The sequence below is a fragment of the Pseudomonas sp. RA_5y_Pfl1_P24 genome (assembly GCF_963970945.1).
Lineage (GTDB): Bacteria > Pseudomonadota > Gammaproteobacteria > Pseudomonadales > Pseudomonadaceae > Aquipseudomonas > Aquipseudomonas tritici.
Map to the genome: position 1 here is coordinate 344,630 of NZ_CAXAOJ010000007.1, position 16,877 is coordinate 361,506.

General features: G+C 61.6%; 18 protein-coding genes. 5 read left to right on the forward strand and 13 right to left on the reverse strand.

Translation table 11 applies throughout. The features are described from left to right. Positions 1-10: 10 nt before the first annotated feature. From AACY30_RS14480 to cpaB, 7 genes are read right to left on the reverse strand one after another with little or no spacing between them, the layout of a single operon-like run. Entirely contained in the window at positions 11-721 is a 711-nt protein-coding gene (locus AACY30_RS14480) for a hypothetical protein (RefSeq protein ID WP_339472108.1), read from the reverse strand. 10 nt (positions 722-731) lie between these two features. Next, on the reverse strand, positions 732-1,619 hold the full coding sequence (locus tag AACY30_RS14485; RefSeq protein ID WP_339472110.1) for a type II secretion system F family protein: 888 nt from the start codon (positions 1,617-1,619) through the stop codon (positions 732-734). Position 1,620: 1 nt separating this feature from the next. Continuing rightward, complete coding sequence (locus AACY30_RS14490) at positions 1,621-2,502, reverse strand: type II secretion system F family protein (RefSeq protein WP_339415782.1); 882 nt, start codon at positions 2,500-2,502, stop codon at positions 1,621-1,623. A 10-nt stretch (positions 2,503-2,512) separates the two neighbouring features. Beyond that, positions 2,513-3,784 carry a CpaF family protein gene (locus tag AACY30_RS14495; RefSeq protein ID WP_339472111.1) on the reverse strand — a complete coding sequence of 424 codons (1,272 nt, stop codon included), beginning with the start codon at positions 3,782-3,784 and terminating at the stop codon, positions 2,513-2,515. Further along, the gene (locus AACY30_RS14500; RefSeq protein ID WP_339540528.1) at positions 3,781-4,974 is read right to left on the reverse strand and encodes a pilus assembly protein; all 1,194 of its coding nucleotides are present in this window, start codon (positions 4,972-4,974) and stop codon (positions 3,781-3,783) included. The genes AACY30_RS14495 and AACY30_RS14500 overlap by 4 nt, the downstream gene beginning before the upstream one ends. After that, positions 4,971-6,188, reverse strand: a complete 1,218-nt coding sequence (locus AACY30_RS14505) for a type II and III secretion system protein family protein (protein ID WP_339472114.1) — start codon at positions 6,186-6,188, stop codon at positions 4,971-4,973. Before AACY30_RS14505 ends, AACY30_RS14500 begins: the two co-directional genes overlap by 4 nt. Positions 6,189-6,207: 19 nt before the next feature. Continuing rightward, positions 6,208-7,149 (reverse strand): Flp pilus assembly protein CpaB, encoded by a 942-nt coding sequence (gene cpaB, locus AACY30_RS14510; RefSeq protein ID WP_339472115.1) that lies wholly within the window; start codon positions 7,147-7,149, stop codon positions 6,208-6,210. A 330-nt stretch (positions 7,150-7,479) separates the two neighbouring features. Here cpaB and AACY30_RS14515 point away from each other — a divergent pair, with 330 nt between their 5' ends. Further along, a complete protein-coding gene (locus AACY30_RS14515) occupies positions 7,480-7,671 on the forward strand; it encodes a Flp family type IVb pilin (RefSeq protein ID WP_339472116.1) in 192 nt (63 codons plus the stop codon). 58 nt (positions 7,672-7,729) lie between these two features. After that, on the forward strand, positions 7,730-8,131 hold the full coding sequence (locus AACY30_RS14520) for a response regulator (RefSeq protein ID WP_339415788.1): 402 nt from the start codon (positions 7,730-7,732) through the stop codon (positions 8,129-8,131). 2 nt (positions 8,132-8,133) lie between these two features. On the opposite strand, the gene AACY30_RS14525 is transcribed toward AACY30_RS14520, so the two are convergent. The 3 genes from AACY30_RS14525 to AACY30_RS14535 form a co-directional block, all read right to left on the reverse strand. Then, complete coding sequence (locus AACY30_RS14525; protein WP_339540529.1) at positions 8,134-8,265, reverse strand: hypothetical protein; 132 nt, start codon at positions 8,263-8,265, stop codon at positions 8,134-8,136. Positions 8,266-8,640: 375 nt separating this feature from the next. After that, complete coding sequence (locus AACY30_RS14530) at positions 8,641-9,489, reverse strand: MaoC family dehydratase (protein ID WP_339540530.1); 849 nt, start codon at positions 9,487-9,489, stop codon at positions 8,641-8,643. A 2-nt stretch (positions 9,490-9,491) separates the two neighbouring features. Continuing rightward, positions 9,492-10,835: a 3-oxoacyl-ACP reductase gene (locus AACY30_RS14535; protein ID WP_339472119.1), complete on the reverse strand. Its 1,344-nt coding sequence runs from the start codon at positions 10,833-10,835 to the stop codon at positions 9,492-9,494. 114 nt (positions 10,836-10,949) lie between these two features. Between AACY30_RS14535 and AACY30_RS14540 the strand changes: the two genes are divergently transcribed. Both AACY30_RS14540 and AACY30_RS14545 read left to right on the forward strand, forming a co-directional pair. Next, positions 10,950-12,227 carry an acetyl-CoA C-acetyltransferase gene (locus AACY30_RS14540; protein ID WP_339540531.1) on the forward strand — a complete coding sequence of 426 codons (1,278 nt, stop codon included), beginning with the start codon at positions 10,950-10,952 and terminating at the stop codon, positions 12,225-12,227. Positions 12,228-12,361: 134 nt separating this feature from the next. After that, entirely contained in the window at positions 12,362-13,261 is a 900-nt protein-coding gene (locus tag AACY30_RS14545; protein ID WP_339540532.1) for a PA4780 family RIO1-like protein kinase, read from the forward strand. Positions 13,262-13,415: 154 nt separating this feature from the next. On the opposite strand, the gene cueR is transcribed toward AACY30_RS14545, so the two are convergent. From cueR to AACY30_RS14560, 3 genes are all read right to left on the reverse strand, one after another. Beyond that, positions 13,416-13,820: a Cu(I)-responsive transcriptional regulator gene (gene cueR / locus AACY30_RS14550; RefSeq protein WP_339540533.1), complete on the reverse strand. Its 405-nt coding sequence runs from the start codon at positions 13,818-13,820 to the stop codon at positions 13,416-13,418. Next, positions 13,817-16,018: a heavy metal translocating P-type ATPase gene (locus AACY30_RS14555; protein ID WP_339540534.1), complete on the reverse strand. Its 2,202-nt coding sequence runs from the start codon at positions 16,016-16,018 to the stop codon at positions 13,817-13,819. The genes cueR and AACY30_RS14555 overlap by 4 nt, the downstream gene beginning before the upstream one ends. A 66-nt stretch (positions 16,019-16,084) precedes the next feature. Next, the gene (locus tag AACY30_RS14560) at positions 16,085-16,465 is read right to left on the reverse strand and encodes a hypothetical protein (RefSeq protein ID WP_339472124.1); all 381 of its coding nucleotides are present in this window, start codon (positions 16,463-16,465) and stop codon (positions 16,085-16,087) included. A gap of 147 nt (positions 16,466-16,612) precedes the next feature. On the opposite strand from AACY30_RS14560, the gene AACY30_RS14565 reads away from it, so the two are divergent. Next, positions 16,613-16,810 (forward strand): heavy-metal-associated domain-containing protein, encoded by a 198-nt coding sequence (locus AACY30_RS14565; RefSeq protein ID WP_049710182.1) that lies wholly within the window; start codon positions 16,613-16,615, stop codon positions 16,808-16,810. Positions 16,811-16,877 lie beyond the last annotated feature (67 nt).

Consider the following 16,877-nt stretch of genomic DNA (forward strand, 5'->3'; position numbering starts at 1 on the left):
CAATCACTCCTTACTTGAGGGTCACCGGCAGGGCATCGCTCACCGCCGCTACTTTGCGCGTCGCCGCGCGGGAGCCCTTGAGTTTTTCCGCGCGTGCCTGGGCAACGGTGACTTGCTCGGGGGTCAGGCCCAACTGGCTGACCACTTTCGCCGCTTGACCCCAGTCGTCCTGATAGATCAACAGCGTCACCAGGTTGACGGCAGCCAAGGGATTGCCCTGCTTGAGCTCGATGGCGGTCATGAATTCAAAGCGGGCGTCTTCCAGGTGCAATTGGTTGAGGTACACCACGCCCAGGTCATTGCGGATTTTTTCGTCCGTTGGCGCCAGCCGCGCCGCTCGCTGCATATGCGCCATCGCCTGGTCGTTGTCGCCCTTGGCCGCCGCCAATTGCCCCAAACCGTGTTCGCCTTCAGCGGTCATGCAGGTGCCGAGCAGGCTGCGGTACAACGGCTCGGCCTCGCTGCGCCCCAGCAAGCGGTAAGCGCGTGCCTTGCGCTGGCGCACCTGGGGCAAGGACTCGGGCAGGTTTTGCAGGTTGGCGAGGCTGGCGTGCAGCTTGCCTTCGTTGGCCAGGTCGTCCGACAGGTTGAGCGCCAATCCCTGGTCTGAACTCGGCTTGGCGCAACTGCCGGTCGAGATCAACGCGGCCCAGGGTGATTGGCCGTTGGTGGCGCAGCCGCCGAGCATTAGCAGGGCCACGCCGGCAATCAGTACTTTCATCAACGTCTCCTCAAAAGTGATTCAAAGCGCGGGCGATGCCGATAAACGCAGGGCCACCGAGCACGATCAGCAACGCGGGGAACAGAAACACCATCATCACCACTGACATTTTTGCCGACATCTTCGAGATGTATTCCTGCAGGCGAGTCAGGCGTCGGTCGTCGAGCAACTGCTTTAGCGCCAGCAAGGATTTCATCGCGCCGCCGCCCTGATGGATCAATTGCTGCAGGATGATGCAGGTGTCGGTGAATTCATCCACTTCGAGCAAGCGTGCGGTCTTGCCCAGCTCTTCGCTCAGCTCCAGGCCGGAATCGACACGCGCCAGGATCAGCCGCAATTCATGGGTAAGCGCGGGTAGCAGGCGTTCGGCTTCGTTGCCCAGCACGCGCAGCGACTGCTCAATCGCCATGCCCGACTCGAACAGGATGCGCAGCAGCGGAATGAACGTTGAGATTTCTTTGGCGATGGCCTGCTGGCGGTATTTGGCCGCCGCAGCCAGCACGCGTTTTGGCAACAGGTAACCGATGCCCAGCGCAAATATCGGGGCAGTCCAGGCAGGGTCTGCATGAGGAAACAGCAGTTGCTGGCCGAGGAGCGTCAGGCCCAGCAGCACGACAGGCAAACCAATCTGGAACGCAGCAAACAGTGAGCGCTGGCTAGCCTTGCGCCAGCCGACCCGGTTGAGCAGGACCTGCGTCTCGTTGTCCAGGCTGACCGAGCGCTGCGCCAGGGTGCTTGCGCCCAATTGACGCATGAGCGTGCCGAACCTTGCATCGCCGCTCATCCGCCCCTGCAAGCGTTCAGCCACCCGGCGCTTGCGACGTCGATTCTCGAGCTCTTGGCCGCCTACCAATACCACGGCTGCGAGCAACAACAAGGCGCAGGCCAGAAGTACCATCTCAGACACTCCTCAGCATGCGCCACATGATAAAAGTGCCGCCGAGGTCCATGGCCAGCGCGGTGAACAGCATCATGCGCCCCGTGCTGTCGTTCCACATGGTCATCAAATAGCTGGGGTTGACCACCATGAAGTAACCCACGATCAACACGGGCAGGCCGCCCAGCACATAGGCCGTCATGCGCGTTTCGCCGGTCATGGCTTTGAGTTGACGGGCGCCCTGTTCTCGCTCGCGAATCATTTTGATCAGGTTTTCCAGCAGTTCGCTGGCGTTGCCGCCGTAGCGATGGTTGACCTTCAAGCCAAGGGCAAACAGGCGAAATTCGTCCTGTTCGTAGAACTCGGCGAAGTCGCTGACCGAATCCGGCAGGCTGACCCCCATGCGCACGTTGCGCTGCACGCGGCCCATCGCATCCTTGAGTGGGTTTTCAACGCTATCCACGCCGCCCAATATGGCATCGGCCAGGGTTCTGCCGGATTTGAGGCTGCGTACGCTGTGGTCGAGCAACTGCGGCAGTTGCTCGACCATACGCTGCACGCGACGTTGGTAGCGCCAGCTGATGTACATGCGCAAAACCAGCGGCGGTCCCACGATCATCGCGAACAGGCCCAGCCCGTCGGCGAGCAACCCGCCCAACAATGCGCCGATGACCCAGGCGCTCAGCCACAGGCCCAAACGGTCTGTAGGTTTGCCCAGCCCCGCGCGCAGGAACATGCGTTCAAGGCCGGTCCATCGGGTACTCGGCTCCTGGGCCTCGGGCTGGCCATCGCCGAGGCGCTCCAGCACGCGATCCGTCCGGGCCTTGCGCAGGCCATGTTGAAGCAGCCAGAACGACAAGCCGATCAGCAGCAGGCAGACAAGCAGCAACGCCGGTCCAGTCATCACGCGCTCCCTAGGGTGGCAAGGCCGATTCGCGGCGCAGTTTGTCGCCGGCCGGGTTGAGGGCTTCGCGCAAGAAACCAAAGCCGGTGCGCCGATCCAGGCGGAACAGGGTGTTGGTGACATACACGTCATCGCGCACGCCGACCACTTCCACTACCTCGCTCACGCAGCGACGGCCATCGGGCATGCGCGTCAGCTGGATGATCACGTCCAGCGCGGCGCAGATCATCTGGCGCAAGGTTTTTTCCGCGATCACGCGGCCGGTCAGGCCCACCAGGGTTTCCAGGCGCAGCAACGCATCCTGGGCATTGTTGGCGTGTACCGTGCTCATGGAACCGTCGTGACCGGTGTTCATCGCGGTCATTACGTCGAGCACTTCCACACCACGAATTTCCCCGAGAATGATGCGGTCCGGGCGCATCCGCAACGCGTTGCGGATCAGGTCGCTGGACCTGACCTCGCCGTGTCCCTCAGCGTTGGGCGGACGGGTTTCCAGGCGGACCACGTGCGGGTGGCCCAATTGCAGCTCGGCAACGTCTTCGATCGTTACCAGGCGCTCGTGGGGGTTGATCAACTGACTGAGGATATTCAGCAAAGTGGTCTTGCCGGTACCCGTACCGCCGCTGATCAGGATGTTGCAGCGCCTGCCCACGGCCTCCTGGAAGAACTCGAAAATGCGCTGGTCGATAGTCTGCATGGCGACCAGATCGCTGCTCTTGAGCATGTCTTTACGAAACTTTCGAATCGACAGGCACGGGCCGTCCAGGGCAATCGGCGGGATGATCGCGTTCACCCGGCTGCCGTCGGGCAAGCGTGCGTCCACCATCGGCGAGGACTCATCCAGGCGCCGGCCCAGCGGCGCAAGGATACGTTGCATCACGCGTTCCACGTGGTGGTCGTCGATGAAGCGCAAGTCACTCTGGTGCAGCAGGCCATCACGTTCGATAAACACCCGGTGCGGCCCGTTGACCAGGATTTCGGTGACCGATGGGTCGCGCAACAGCACTTCCAGTGGGCCGAAACCGGTGAGTTCGTCGACGATCTCTTCGGCCAGGCGCTCTATCTCATAGCGCGAAATCGCCAGGCGCATGCGCGTGATGTATTCCGAAACCTTGTCGATGACAAATTGCGCCAGCGACTGGCGCGTGCCTTCGAGCAGGTTTTTGCCCGACTCCTCGATGGCGTCGATGATGTAGCGATGCAGCACCAGTTTCAGCCCATCGTGATCGCTGTTGCCGCTGACGCTGCGGGCCGGGCCGCCAAACAGTTTTTCGCCGCTCATCGTCCCGACCCCAGGATGCGTTCAAACCAGCGCATTGAGGGCTTTGCAAGGCCCTCGGAGCGTTTTGCCAGGCGCTCGCCCAGGGTGCGTACGGCTTGGGTCAGGGGTTCACGTGGGGCCAGGGCGAACAGGGTCTGGCCTTGGTTTTTCACGTTCAGGCGCAGCTCAGCGCTCAGGGGCAGCACGGCGACGCATTCAAGGCCGTAGCTTTTTTCCAGGGCGTCGGTGTCCGGCGCACAGGCCTTGATGTAGCGGTCGATCACCAGCTTGGCGTGATCAAGCTTCATGCCTTTTTCGCGCCAGCGGCTTATCACCGCGAGGTTGCGGCGACAGTCCAGTACGCTCTGGTCGGTGCACCACAGCAGCTTGTCGCAATGGCTGACAAAGGTGCGCAGCGCTTCACTGTCTGGCTGCCCGGTGATGTTCACGACGATGTGCTGGAAGTGTTGGCGCAGAGCGCTGAGCAACATGTACAGCTCGGCGGCGCTGGTCAGTTTGAGTGGCTCGTCACCGGTGGCGTACGCCAGGATGCGCAGGCCATCCAGGGCGGTGGTAAACGCACTGTTGATCAACGTGGTATCAAGGCGGCGTAAATGCCGCAACGCATCACCGAAATTGAACGTACTCTCCAGGCCCAGCAAGGCCAGGCTGTCGCTGCGTGGCAGGCCCAGGTCGAGCAGTAAGGTCTGCTGCCCGCTTTTCTGCACGACCAAGGCCAGGTGGGTTGCCAGTATTGCGCCGTCAGCGTTGCTCTGAGTGCCAAACAGTACGGTCAGCCCACCCAGCTGTGCATTGTGGGCGACGGCTGGCAGGCGCTTGTTCAGGCGACGCACCAGCCCCGCCACTTCGCTGGAACGCGAGCCGTAGGCTATGAAGTCGCGGGCACCGGCGCGCATGGCGTTGAGTACCAGTTGGTTGTCCATGCCATCGCCGAGGGCGACCACGGCGAGCATCGGCTTGGCTTCCAGGGCACCTTCGATGAGCGCGCTCTGGGCCACGACGTTTTCTCGGTCGAGGCCGACGAACACCAGATTGGCGAACGTCACGTCCACCAGCGCCAGCAGTTCGTCCAGGCTGCCGGTGCCGGCACTGACGACTTGGCCAAGGGGCGCAAGGGCACCCTGCAGCCACTCCAGGTCGGTGGTGTTGCGCGTGATGGCGAGGAAGGTCTGGTTCAGGCTATCGCTCATTGGGAAAGTCCACTGCGACGGTCGAAATTACCGTTTTCCAGGAAGAACAGCCGGTACCAGTTCGGGTCGTAGCTGCGCAATTTTTCACCAGGCAGCGACGGCAGTTGGGCGTTGGCGGCCAACGGCTGCACCAGGTGCGGCGTGACGATCATCAGCAGTTCTTTTTCTTCGCGGCTGATGTTTGAGTCGCGGAAAAATGCCCCGAGGATCGGGATATCGCCCAGCCCGGGGAACTTGCTGACGGTGGAGCGATTATTGGTACTGATCAGGCCGCTGATCACGAAACTTTCGCCATCGGCCAGGGACACGCTGGTGTCGGTTCGGCGCACGGTCAGGGCTGGCACCTGGATGCCTTGGATCTGCACAGCGTTGCTGTAGTCCAGCTCACTGACTTCCGGCGCCACCTTGAGGGTGATGCGGTTACGGTCAATGACGGTGGGGGTCAGGGTCAGGCGAATGCCGAACTCCTTGTATTCGATGGAGATGGTGTCGCTGCCGGCGCTGGGCACCGGGACCGGCACCTCGCCGCCGGCCAGGAAGGAGGCGCTCTGACCGCTCATGGCCACCAGGCTCGGGCGCGCCAAGGTGTAAGCGAAACCGCTGCGTTCGAGGGCGTTGATCATCGCCGAGACCCGGCCACCGCCAAAGCCAATATTGAAGTTGGTGCTGCTGATCGCCAGGGCCTGGGTGGTGGTGGTCGGAAACAGCAAGTTAGGGCTGCCGAAGAACGCATTCTTGGCGGTGCCGAGGATGGTCGTACTGGCTTCCTTGAGCTTGGAGCGGCTGACTTCCACAAAGCGGATATCGGTCTGCACCTGGCTGGGCAGCAGTGGGTCTTCCGATGGCGACAGCGACAGGCTGGTCAGCGCCGAGGTGGCCTTGCCCTTGACGAACACCATGCTCTGGCGCGGCGCGCTGGCACAGGCGGTCCACACCATCAGGCTGGTGGCGCCACTGGTGACGCCGGTCAGCAGGAAGTTACGGTCGCCGTTGACGCGCACATCGGCAATTTTCGGGTCGCCGATTGCCAGGCGCGTGATCGCCACCGGCAACTGCAGCTCTTGTTGCAGGCCTTCTCCCACCTCGACCACGGCCGGCAGTTGGCCCAGGGTGCTGCAGTTGCCCGGCGCCGCCAAGGCCATGCCGACCGGAAAGCTCGACAGTATCAAGGCCCAAGCCATTTGCGTGAACATGGGTGCGTAGCGATGGCTCATTCAAGGCATCCTTGCTCTATCACGGAGTTTGTGGCGCCGCTTGGGCACCGCGAATCACTTCAATGCCACGGCGCACGCTAGGCTCACCACCGGCCGGCGCGATTCTTTTTGTCGGGCCGGTCAGGGCTAATTGGGTGAATTGGTAAAGGTCGCGGTTGGCGCTTTCGAGTTTTTCCGGCGCGTCGTTTTCGCCGGCCCAGTAGCGGCTGAGCAGTTGCTCCTCGGCGCTGCGTACGGCCAGGCGCAAGGTGCCGGCTTGCGCCGCGAGCATCAGGCGGCTTAATAAAGGCTCCGGCACGGCCAGCACCACGGTGCGTGCGGCGGCGCGGCGTTGGGCGGCTTGGGCGCGCTCTTCGACCGTGGCCGGCGGTGGCACTGCGGGCTGGCCATCGTTGGCCAAACCCAACTGGTCGCCGACACTGAGTAGGCGCATCGCCGGAAGTGCGACCTGGGCCGATTGCTCGGTGTTGCTGGCATCCTGGCGCAGGAACAGCAACACATCCACGTAATCCCCGGGGGTCAACTGGCCGCCCGCGCCGATCACCTCATCCACCGCGACGGCCAGCGCGCGTTCGTTGGGACGAATCATGCGCGCCAGCGGGCCACCGCCGCTGAAGCTGTCCTCGGTGAGCCAGATGCCTGCGCCCAGGGCGCGCAGCGGCATGCGGCCGATGGCCTGGTCGAGCTGGGTGAGGCTGCCGGCGGGCACTGTACGCAGTTTTTCCACCGCCAGGTCGGCGGCGGTCAGCGGAATAAAGGCGGGCACGTCATGCACCAGGACCACTACCGGTTGGCGGGTCTGGTCTTCAGCGGCGGCGACGGTGTTTTCCACGGAAACGACAGGTGCGGTGGGGACTGCGACAGGATCCGGTGCGCGGCTCAAAACAAGCCCCCAGTACCCGGCGAACAATGCCCCGATCAGCAACAAGCCGGCCAGGACCATGCTGATGCGACTGTTCATGACGGCTCTCCCTTCCCGTTGCACTGCATGCCCGTCTAATCCAAACGAGTTAATCCGCAACCTGGCTGTGATGAACATCTAACGAATTGGCTATTTGAAGGTAGCTCAGCTAGGACAAAAAGCCATTAACCCAGGAAAAATTTATCGGTCCTTTGAACCTTGCCTTTTAAACCCTACGTTCATGGCGCCAACGTTGCGACTAATACTTTGTGATTAATCCGTTCTTACAGTTGTGTGTCTGAGGTTTGTTGACAATGCTTTAGTGGCACGCCGCGATCATCTGGTAATAGAGCCCTTCCGGCTTTCAGTGGCGTTTTAGGGAGAAGTATTATGTTCCTTGACTTGGTGTTGAAACTTTATGTCCAGACGCACTTGTTTTTTCAACGCAAAGACGGCGCGTCGGGTATTGAATACGCGATTATCGTGGCCATGGTTGCACTGGTGATCGTCGGTGCAGGTACAGGACTTGGAACTAAGATCAAGTCCATCTTTGATAGCGTCGCGACTAACATGACGACTTGATAGTCCGCTGAAAAATGTGGGGAACCCTCATTAAAGTTATTTCTGTCCAGGTACAGCCATGAGCGCCGCCTCTTCTTCCCGCCAACAAATTCTTTTGGTAGATGATGAAGAGGACGCCCTGATCGAACTCGCCGAGTCCCTCGAAAACGAGGGGTTTGTCTGTTTAACCGCCAACTCCGTCACCTTCGCCCTGCAAGAATTGACACTCCATCCCGACATCGCCCTGGTCATCACCGACCTGCGTATGCCCGAGGAAAGTGGCATTTCCTTGATCAAGCGCCTGCGCGAACACACCTCACGTTCTCATCTGCCCGTGATTGTGATGTCGGGCCACGCCGAAATGGATGATGTGAGCGACATGCTGCGGCTGCACGTGCTGGACCTGTTCCGCAAGCCGATCTACCTGGTGCGGCTGATCGACACGTTGAACAACTTGTTTCCCCTTCCCAACGCTCACTAAAGTCAGAGCTGATAGCCGAAGCTTAACGAGTAGCGCGGCCGCCGATCCAAGCTGTCCAGCGCTACGTCGGACATCGGCTTGGCGACTTCCAGCGCGATGTTGTAGCACTTGGCGCTGCCAAAGCGCAGCCCCACCGCTGCAGCCGCCGAGTGCCAGTGCTACTGCCAGGGCCAGCGCGGTACTTGCTTTCCAGAACACGATTTGAGTGTTCATGATTGAGTTCCTTGCACCTGTACAACCTTAGTTGTCTTCAAACGCTCGCTATGTCTTGGGACAGCGATGCGTTTGTCCGTGTGGCTATAACCGCCCAGACGGTGCTCTCTCAGTTATCTACTGGGTATTAACGATTTTTATACCGCAGCAATGTGCCGGTTAAGCGACTAGTGCCAAGGGTTTAGAGGGGGGGTATCAAGATATATATGTTTTTGAAAACAATCAGTTGAATAAAAAAGCGGACTTGAAAAGTCCGCTAATACTTAAGGTGTGTATATACAATTAATCAGTTTGTTTCAGGTGATCGGTCGCCATTTACCTACCATGTGTTCAATGTCGCCAGCGCCTTTCAACCACAACTCACCGCGGGAACCGGCGGCGCTGGCCAATAACGTCACATCACCGGGCAGGCGCACGGGTTTCTTGAACTCGACGTCTATCTCGATATTGGCGGCGGGCAGGTGTTCGCTGAGGGCGGCGAGGGTGCGCGCCTTGTTCCATAACCCATGAGCGATGGCCTGGGGGAAGCCAAACAGCTTGGCGGTCAGGGCGCTGAGGTGAATTGGGTTGTAGTCGCCGGAGACCCGCGCATAACGGCGGCCGATGTCGGCAGGGGCTTTCCAGCGGGTCAGTTCATTGACCTGGGTCGGGCAAGGCTCGGCGTGTTCCTCTGCGTGACCTTCCAGTTTCACGCCTCGGCACAGCATGCGGCTCTCAGCTTCCCAGAGCAGGCCGAGGGAATCCTCGACGCTGGTCACTAATTCAAAGGTCGCGCCTTTGGGATGGGGCTTGAGGTTCTGCGCATGCACGCTGATGGACAGCTCGCTGACGCCGCCGAGAGGACGGTGAATGCGGATGCGATTATTCAGGTGAATCAACCCCAGCAGTGGGAAGGGGAAGCTGTGGTCGGTCAGCAACTGCATCTGCAAACCAAACGCCAGGATATGCGGATAAGTCGCCGGCAGAATCGGGCTGTCGGTAAAGCCACAGACCTTGCGATACGCCGCCACCTGCTTAGGGTCGATGCTCACCCGGCAGCGCAACCCCTGTTCGGGCAGGGTGCTACCGGTAATCTTGCGCTTGAGCGCCGCGCGCCAATACAGCGGCGGCAGAAACGGCGTAGCGCCTAATGTCTTCCATTGCATGCCTATGCTCCCAGAATACTTTGGCCACACACCCGCAGCGCTTGCCCGCTGACCGCACCGGAACCCGGTTGGCCAAGCCAGGCCACCGCTTCTGCGACGTCTTGCGGCAAGCCACCCTGGCCCAGCGAACTCATGCGCCGCCCGGCCTCACGCAGCGCGAACGGAATATGCGCAGTCATCTGGGTTTCGATAAAACCGGGGGCCACGGCATTAATGGTGATGCCGCGTTCCTTGAGCAGTGGCGCCCAGGCTTGCGCGAGGCCGATCAACCCGGCCTTGCTCGCGGCATAGTTGGTTTGCCCACGGTTGCCGGCGATGCCGCTGATCGACGCCAGCAGCACCACGCGGGCGTTGTCGTGCAGGGTGCCGCTGTCGAGCAATGCCTTGGTCAGTACCTGCGGTGCATTGAGGTTGACCGCCAGCACCGCGTCCCAGTATTCCGGGGTCATATTCGCCAGGGTTTTATCGCGGGTAATACCGGCGTTGTGCACCAGAATGTCGAGGCCATCGGGCAGTTGTTCGATCAATTGGCTGGCGGCGCCATCGGTGCAGATATCCAGCACCACGGTGCGGGCACCCAGGCGCGCGGCCAGGGCTTCGAGGTCGGCCTTGGCCTGCGGCACGTCGAGCAGGATGACCTCGGCGCCGTCGCGGGCCAGGGTTTCAGCGATGGACGCGCCAATGCCTCGGGCGGCGCCGGTGACCAGCGCCTTGCGCCCGGCCAGTGGTCGCGTCCAATCCTCAACGGGTGTGGCGCAGGCTTGCAGGCGAATCACCTGGCCGGAGATATACGCACTTTTCGGCGAGAGGAAAAAGCGCAGCGCGCCTTCCAGTTGGTCTTCGGCACCCTCGCCGACGTAGAGCAATTGCAACACGCCGCCATTGCGCAACTCCTTGGCCAACGAGCGGCTGAAACCTTCCAGGGCACGCTGGGCGCTGGCGGCGAACGGGTCGCGCAGGCTCTCCGGCGCGCGGCCGAGGATCACCACGTGGGCGCTGTTATCCAGGTTTTTCAGCACCGGCTGGAAGAACTCGCGCAGTTGCTTGAGGGTGTCGGTGTGCTGCAGGTCGCTGGCATCGAATACCACGGCCTTGAGTTTGGGGCCATGGCCGGGAATCCACGTCGAGGTTTCGCTGCCGTAGGTGTAGATAGCGTCGGTGAATTTGTGAGCAAACGCCTGCACATTGGTTGCCAGTGCTCCACCGCCCAGCAGCAACGCGCCTTCGACCGGACGCAGGCGCCCGGCTTGCCAGCGTTCCAGGCGTACCGGTGACGGCAGGCCAATGGCGGCGACCAGGCGATGGCCGAGGCTTGAGTTGGCGAAGTCGATATAACGGTCAGACATGGAACGCTCTCCGAAGGCTGGGGTTCAAAGGGTTGACCACCCCGGGGTGGCAGTCGTTCGATTGAGCCTAGGCTAGGCTTGATGATTCCACCCACAACCATCAGGGAGCTTTCCATGACTCAATTGCGCCGTGTAGCGATCATTGGCGGTAACCGCATTCCTTTCGCTCGCTCCAATGGCCCGTATGCCACCGCGAGCAACCAGGCGATGCTGACGGCTGCGCTGGAAGGCCTGATCGAACGCTACAACCTGCACGGCCTGCGCATGGGCGAAGTGGCGGCGGGCGCGGTGCTCAAGCATTCGCGCGACTTCAACCTCACCCGCGAATGTGTGCTGGGCTCGCGCTTGTCGCCGCAGACACCGGCCTATGACATTCAACAGGCCTGCGGCACCGGGCTGGAAGCCGCATTAGTGGTGGCCAACAAGATTGCCCTGGGCCAGATCGAATGCGCGATTGCCGGCGGGGTGGACACCACTTCCGATGCGCCCATCGGTGTAAATGAGGGCCTGCGCAAGATTCTGCTGCAAGCCAACCGCAGCAAATCCATGGCGGATAAATTAAAAGTCCTGTTACAACTTCGTCCCCATCACCTCAAGCCCGAACTGCCACGTAATGGCGAGCCGCGCACAGGCCTGTCCATGGGCCAACATTGCGAATTGATGGCGCAGACGTGGCAGATTCCCCGCGCCGAACAGGACCAGTTGGCCCTGGAAAGCCACCAGAAAATGGCCGTCGCCTACGCTGAAGGCTGGCACAACGATTTACTCACACCGTTCCTGGGCCTGACCCGCGACAACAACCTGCGCCCCGACCTGACCCTGGAAAAACTCGCCGCGCTTAAACCCGCCTTCGAACGCAGCGAGAAGGGCACGCTGACTGCCGGCAACTCCACGCCCCTCACGGACGGCGCGTCGCTGGTGCTGCTGGGCAGTGAAGCCTGGGCCCAAGAGCGCGGTTTGCCGATCCTGGCGTATCTGCGCGATGGTGAAGCGGCGGCGGTGGATTTCGTCAACGGCGCCGAAGGCCTGCTGATGGCGCCGGTATATGCCGTGCCGCGGCTGCTGGCGAGGAATGGCCTGACGCTGCAAGACTTCGATTACTACGAGATCCACGAAGCCTTCGCTGCCCAGGTTTTGTGCACACTCAAGGCCTGGGAGGACGCGGACTACTGCAAGACGCGCCTTGGGCTTGACGCGCCGTTGGGGTCCATCGACCGCAGCCGGCTTAATGTAAAAGGCAGTTCCCTGGCCGCCGGACATCCGTTTGCCGCCACAGGTGGGCGTATCGTCGCCAATCTGGCCAAGTTGCTCGACGCAGCAGGTAAGGGGCGTGGCCTGATTTCGATCTGTGCCGCCGGCGGTCAAGGCGTGACGGCGATCATCGAGCGTTGATTGCGCCGCAAATTGGCATATTGGATGCATTCTGAAGGGGTCAGAGGTCGGTAGCCTCTCCCACCGGCGAGCCGATTGCCGTATAACGAGTGCCACACGCGTGTTTGGTAATACAGGACCCACAATAAAAGCTGATGAAGACTCCTAAACGCATTGAACCCCTGATCGAAGACGGTCTGGTCGACGAAGTGCTGCGCCCACTCATGAGTGGTAAAGAAGCAGCTGTTTATGTGGTGCGCTGCGGCAACGAATTGCGTTGCGCCAAGGTTTACAAGGAGGCGAACAAACGAAGTTTTCGTCAAGCGTCCGAATACCAGGAAGGCCGTAAGGTCCGTAACAGTCGTCAGGCCCGGGCCATGGCCAAGGGCTCCAAGTTCGGCAAGAAAGAAACCGAAGATGCCTGGCAGAATGCCGAAGTGGCGGCGTTGTTCCGCCTGGCCGGCGCGGGCGTTCGCGTGCCCAAGCCTTACGACTTCCTGGAAGGCGTGCTGTTGATGGAGCTGGTGGCCGACGAGTATGGCGACGCCGCGCCACGTCTGAACGACGTCACGCTGGATCCGGATCAGGCGCGCGAATACCACGCCTTCCTGATCTCGCAGATTGTGCTGATGTTGTGTACCGGCCTGGTGCACGGTGACTTGTCCGAGTTCAACGTACTGCTGACGCCGACCGGCCCGGTGATCATCGACCTGCCCCAGGCGGTGGATGCGGCGGGCAACAACCACGCGTTCAGCATGCTGGAGCGGGATGTGGGTAACATGGCTTCCTACTTCGGGCGTTTTGCTCCTGAGTTGAAGAAGACCAAGTACGCCAAGGAAATGTGGGCGCTGTACGAAGCCGGCACCTTGCACCCGGCCAGCATCTTGACTGGCGAGTTCGACGAGCCGGAAGAGTTGGCGGACGTGGGCGGCGTGATCCGCGAGATCGAAGCGGCGCGGCTGGATGATGAACGTCGTCAGGCGATTCGCGCGGCGGATGATGAGCCGCAGAGCAAAGTGTCGGACGAGCCACCGCCACCGCCGTGGATGCAGTAGTCAGAGCAACTGCGATCCAATGTGGGGCTTGTGTGGGAGCTGGTTTGCCTGCGATAGCATCAACTCGGTGTGACTGACAGACCGAGGTGTCTGCATCGCGGGCAAGCCCGGCTCCCACACAAGCCCACATTCGGTTTGTGTTTCGTCAGATGAATCAGCCGGCGCAGCAACTACTCGACGCCAACTCCTTGAGTATCGGACAATCCGGCCGATGATCGCCCTGGCAGTGCTCCACCAGATCCTGCAACGTATCGCGCAGTTGCCCCAACTCCAGAATTTTCTGGTTCAGCGCTTCGATATGTTGGCGCGCCAGCGCCTTCACGTCGGCGCTGGCGCGTTGCCGGTCCTGCCACAGGGTCAGCAACTTGCCGACCTCCTCCAGTGAAAACCCCAAATCCCGCGAACGCTTGATAAACGCCAGGGTGTGCAAGTCATCCTGGCCGTACACGCGATAGCCACTGTCGGTGCGGTGGGCGGCTTTGAGCAGGCCGATGGATTCGTAATAGCGAATCATCTTGGCGCTGAGCCCGCTCTGGCGTGCGGCTTGGCCGATGTTCATGGGCGTTGATCCTCCAAGTGCTCCGGTTTCCAAGTCTTCAACAGCAAGGCATTACTCACCACACTGACGCTCGACAGGGCCATCGCCGCGCCGGCCAGTACCGGGTTGAGCAGGCCGAACGCTGCCAGAGGAATGCCAATCAAGTTATACACAAAGGCCCAGAACAGGTTCTGGCGGATTTTTGCGTAGGTCTTGCGGCTGATCTCCAGCGCGGCCGGCACCAGGCGCGGATCGCCGCGCATCAGGGTGATACCGGCCGCGTGCATGGCCACGTCGGTACCACCGCCCATGGCGATGCCGATATCGGCGGCGGCGAGGGCCGGGGCGTCGTTGATGCCGTCGCCGACCATCGCGACGACGTCGGTTTTCTTCAGTTCGGCGACGGCGGCGGCTTTGTCGGCGGGCAGCACTTCGGCATGCACATCATCGATGCCCAGGGCCTCGGCGACCACGCGGGCGCTGCCGCGATTGTCACCGGTGAGCAAATGACTGCTGATGTGCTGGGCCTTGAGTTGCTGCACAGCCTCCAGCGCACCGGGCTTGAGGGTATCGCCAAACGCGAACAGCCCCAGCACACGCGGTTGCGCACCTTGTTCGATCAACCAGGACAAGGTACGCCCTTCGGCTTCCCACGCCTTGGCGGAGTCGGCAAGGTCGCCCATGCGCAAGCCGCTTTCTTCCAGCAGCCGACGATTGCCCAAGGCCAGCGGTTGCCCCTCAAGAGTGCCGGCGATACCGCGCCCGGTCAGGGATTGGCTGGCGCTCACGTCGGCCACGTTCAAGCCTTGTTCATGGCACGCATCCAGCACGGCCTTGGCCAACGGGTGTTCGCTGCCGCGTTGCAACGCGCCGGCTTGTTGCAGCAGCAGCGTTTCATTGCCATCCACTGCCGCCAAGTGGGCGATTTTCGGCGTGCCGGAGGTGAGGGTGCCGGTCTTGTCAAAGACCACGGCGCTGACTTCATGGGCGCGCTCCAGGGCTTCGGCGTCCTTGATCAGGATGCCGTGGCGTGCAGCGACGCCTGTACCGGCCATGATCGCGGTGGGAGTGGCCAGGCCCAGGGCGCATGGGCAGGCGATCACCAGCACCGCTACGGCATTGATGATCGCGGTCTCCAGGGACGCGCCATACAGCCACCAGCCGACCAAGGTGACAGAGGCCAACACCAGCACGGCAGGGACGAACACCTGGCTGACTTTATCCACCAGTTTCTGGATCGGGGCCTTGGCGGCTTGTGCGTCTTCCACCAGGCGGATGATCCGCGCCAGCACGCTTTCGGCGCCGAGCGCCAGCGTGCGCACCAACAGGCGGCCTTCACCGTTGATGGCGCCGCCGGTGACTTTGTCGCCGGGCTGCTTGGGCACCGGCAGGCTTTCGCCGCTGATCAAGGCTTCATCGGCATGGCTTTGACCGTCCACCACTTCGCCGTCCACCGGGAAGCGTTCGCCGGGTTTGACCAGCACCAGGTCATTGAGCTTCAACGCGGTGATGGCGACGTCTTCTTCGCGACCGTCGAGCACCCGAATCGCCCGTTCGGGACGCAGGGCTTCCAGGGCGCGGATGGCGCTGGCGGTCTGGCGTTTGGCGCGGCTCTCCAGGTATTTACCCAGCAGCACCAGCGCGATCACCACCGCCGAGGCTTCGAAGTACAGGTGTGGCGTCATGCCTGAGTCAGCCGTGAGCCATTCATAAATGCTCAGGCCGTAACCGGCGCTGGTGCCGATCGCCACCAGCAGGTCCATATTGCCAGCGCCGGCCCGCACGGCTTTCCAGGCAGCGATATAGAAGCGTGCGCCAAAGATGAATTGCACCGGTGTGGCGAGCGCGAACTGTACCCAGGCGGGCAGCATCCAGTGCAGGCCGAAAGGTTCCACCAACATGGGCAGCACCAACGGCAGTGCCAGCAGGATCGCCAGCAGCAACGCCCAACGCTCGCGATGCAGGCGCTGGGCTTGATTGGCTTCGGTGGCCGTTTCGCTTTGGGGCAGGGTGGCGCTGTAGCCGGCCTTGTCGACGGCGGCGATCAGCACGCCGGCGTCCATCTGGCCAAGCACTTCAACATGGGCACGTTCGTTGGCCAGGTTGACGCTGACGCTTTGCACCCCCGGCACTTTGCCCAGCGCGCGCTCGACCCGGCCGGCACAGCTGGCGCAGGTCATGCCGCTGATGGGCAGGTCAAAGGTGGTGTATCCATTCATGGGGCAGTCCTCCAGGAGAAGTTGCCCTTAGGATCAACCTTGACCTGTGGGGAAGGTCAAGCGCCGTTAATATTCCAGTGCGGCAGGTTTGAGGTACATGCCGTCCGGGCCTTGGGCGATACGCAATTTGCGCACGTCACCGGCCTTGAGCGTAATGTTTTGCGCGGGTGGCGCGAGCAGGCCCGGCAGGCACCCTGGGGACTGGCCCGGTAGCAGTTTCAAGCGCAACGACAGGTTGCCCGCCGGCAGGTTGAACGACGTGGCTTGCTCCTGGAACAACCGGCCCGCCAGTTGATCATTCAGGTATAGGCCGATCTCGCAGTTGGTCGACACTTCCAGGCGCTCCCGGGAAATAATCAGCACCGCATAGTCTTCCGCGGCAACGGCCTGGGGCGCAGCGGCAGACAAGCTCATCAGGCCGGCAAGGGCAAAAAAAGACCAGCGCATGGCGAATGCTCCGTGGTTTGAATCGAAGAGGGGTGAAGCTTGGCCTTTGAAGCCGCCAAATACCAGCCCGGCAGAAGTTTTCAGAACTTGACCTTGCCATCGTGGCAAGGTCGAGACTGGGCCCAACCTCATCAAAGGAGTCATGTCATGCAAGTATTCAGCGTTGAAGGAATGACCTGCGGCCATTGCGTTCGGGCGGTGACCCAGGCGGTGCAGAGCCAGGACCCGGCGGCCAGCGTGAAGGTCGACCTGGCGGCAAAGGAGGTCGGCGTCGAGAGCCGCCTGTCCGCAGAGCAAGTGATCAGCCTGATCACGGAAGAGGGCTACAGCGCCAAGCTTGCCTGACGGGTAAAAATAGTTAGCGAGCTATCGTGTTCAATGCACCCAAGCGCGGCTAGACTATCGGGCTGCC

Bases quoted from the DNA above. Each gene is read 5' to 3' on its own strand.
- AACY30_RS14480 (WP_339472108.1), bottom strand. From the start codon at position 721: ATGAAAGTACTGATTGCCGGCGTGGCCCTGCTAATGCTCGGCGGCTGC.
- AACY30_RS14485 (WP_339472110.1), bottom strand. From the start codon at position 1,619: ATGGTACTTCTGGCCTGCGCCTTGTTGTTGCTCGCAGCCGTGGTATTG.
- AACY30_RS14490 (WP_339415782.1), bottom strand. From the start codon at position 2,502: ATGACTGGACCGGCGTTGCTGCTTGTCTGCCTGCTGCTGATCGGCTTG.
- AACY30_RS14495 (WP_339472111.1), bottom strand. From the start codon at position 3,784: ATGAGCGGCGAAAAACTGTTTGGCGGCCCGGCCCGCAGCGTCAGCGGC.
- AACY30_RS14500 (WP_339540528.1), bottom strand. From the start codon at position 4,974: ATGAGCGATAGCCTGAACCAGACCTTCCTCGCCATCACGCGCAACACC.
- AACY30_RS14505 (WP_339472114.1), bottom strand. From the start codon at position 6,188: ATGAGCCATCGCTACGCACCCATGTTCACGCAAATGGCTTGGGCCTTG.
- cpaB (WP_339472115.1), bottom strand. From the start codon at position 7,149: ATGAACAGTCGCATCAGCATGGTCCTGGCCGGCTTGTTGCTGATCGGG.
- AACY30_RS14515 (WP_339472116.1), top strand. From the start codon at position 7,480: ATGTTCCTTGACTTGGTGTTGAAACTTTATGTCCAGACGCACTTGTTT.
- AACY30_RS14520 (WP_339415788.1), top strand. From the start codon at position 7,730: ATGAGCGCCGCCTCTTCTTCCCGCCAACAAATTCTTTTGGTAGATGAT.
- AACY30_RS14530 (WP_339540530.1), bottom strand. From the start codon at position 9,489: ATGCAATGGAAGACATTAGGCGCTACGCCGTTTCTGCCGCCGCTGTAT.
- AACY30_RS14535 (WP_339472119.1), bottom strand. From the start codon at position 10,835: ATGTCTGACCGTTATATCGACTTCGCCAACTCAAGCCTCGGCCATCGC.
- AACY30_RS14540 (WP_339540531.1), top strand. From the start codon at position 10,950: ATGACTCAATTGCGCCGTGTAGCGATCATTGGCGGTAACCGCATTCCT.
- AACY30_RS14545 (WP_339540532.1), top strand. From the start codon at position 12,362: ATGAAGACTCCTAAACGCATTGAACCCCTGATCGAAGACGGTCTGGTC.
- cueR (WP_339540533.1), bottom strand. From the start codon at position 13,820: ATGAACATCGGCCAAGCCGCACGCCAGAGCGGGCTCAGCGCCAAGATG.
- AACY30_RS14555 (WP_339540534.1), bottom strand. From the start codon at position 16,018: ATGAATGGATACACCACCTTTGACCTGCCCATCAGCGGCATGACCTGC.
- AACY30_RS14560 (WP_339472124.1), bottom strand. From the start codon at position 16,465: ATGCGCTGGTCTTTTTTTGCCCTTGCCGGCCTGATGAGCTTGTCTGCC.
- AACY30_RS14565 (WP_049710182.1), top strand. From the start codon at position 16,613: ATGCAAGTATTCAGCGTTGAAGGAATGACCTGCGGCCATTGCGTTCGG.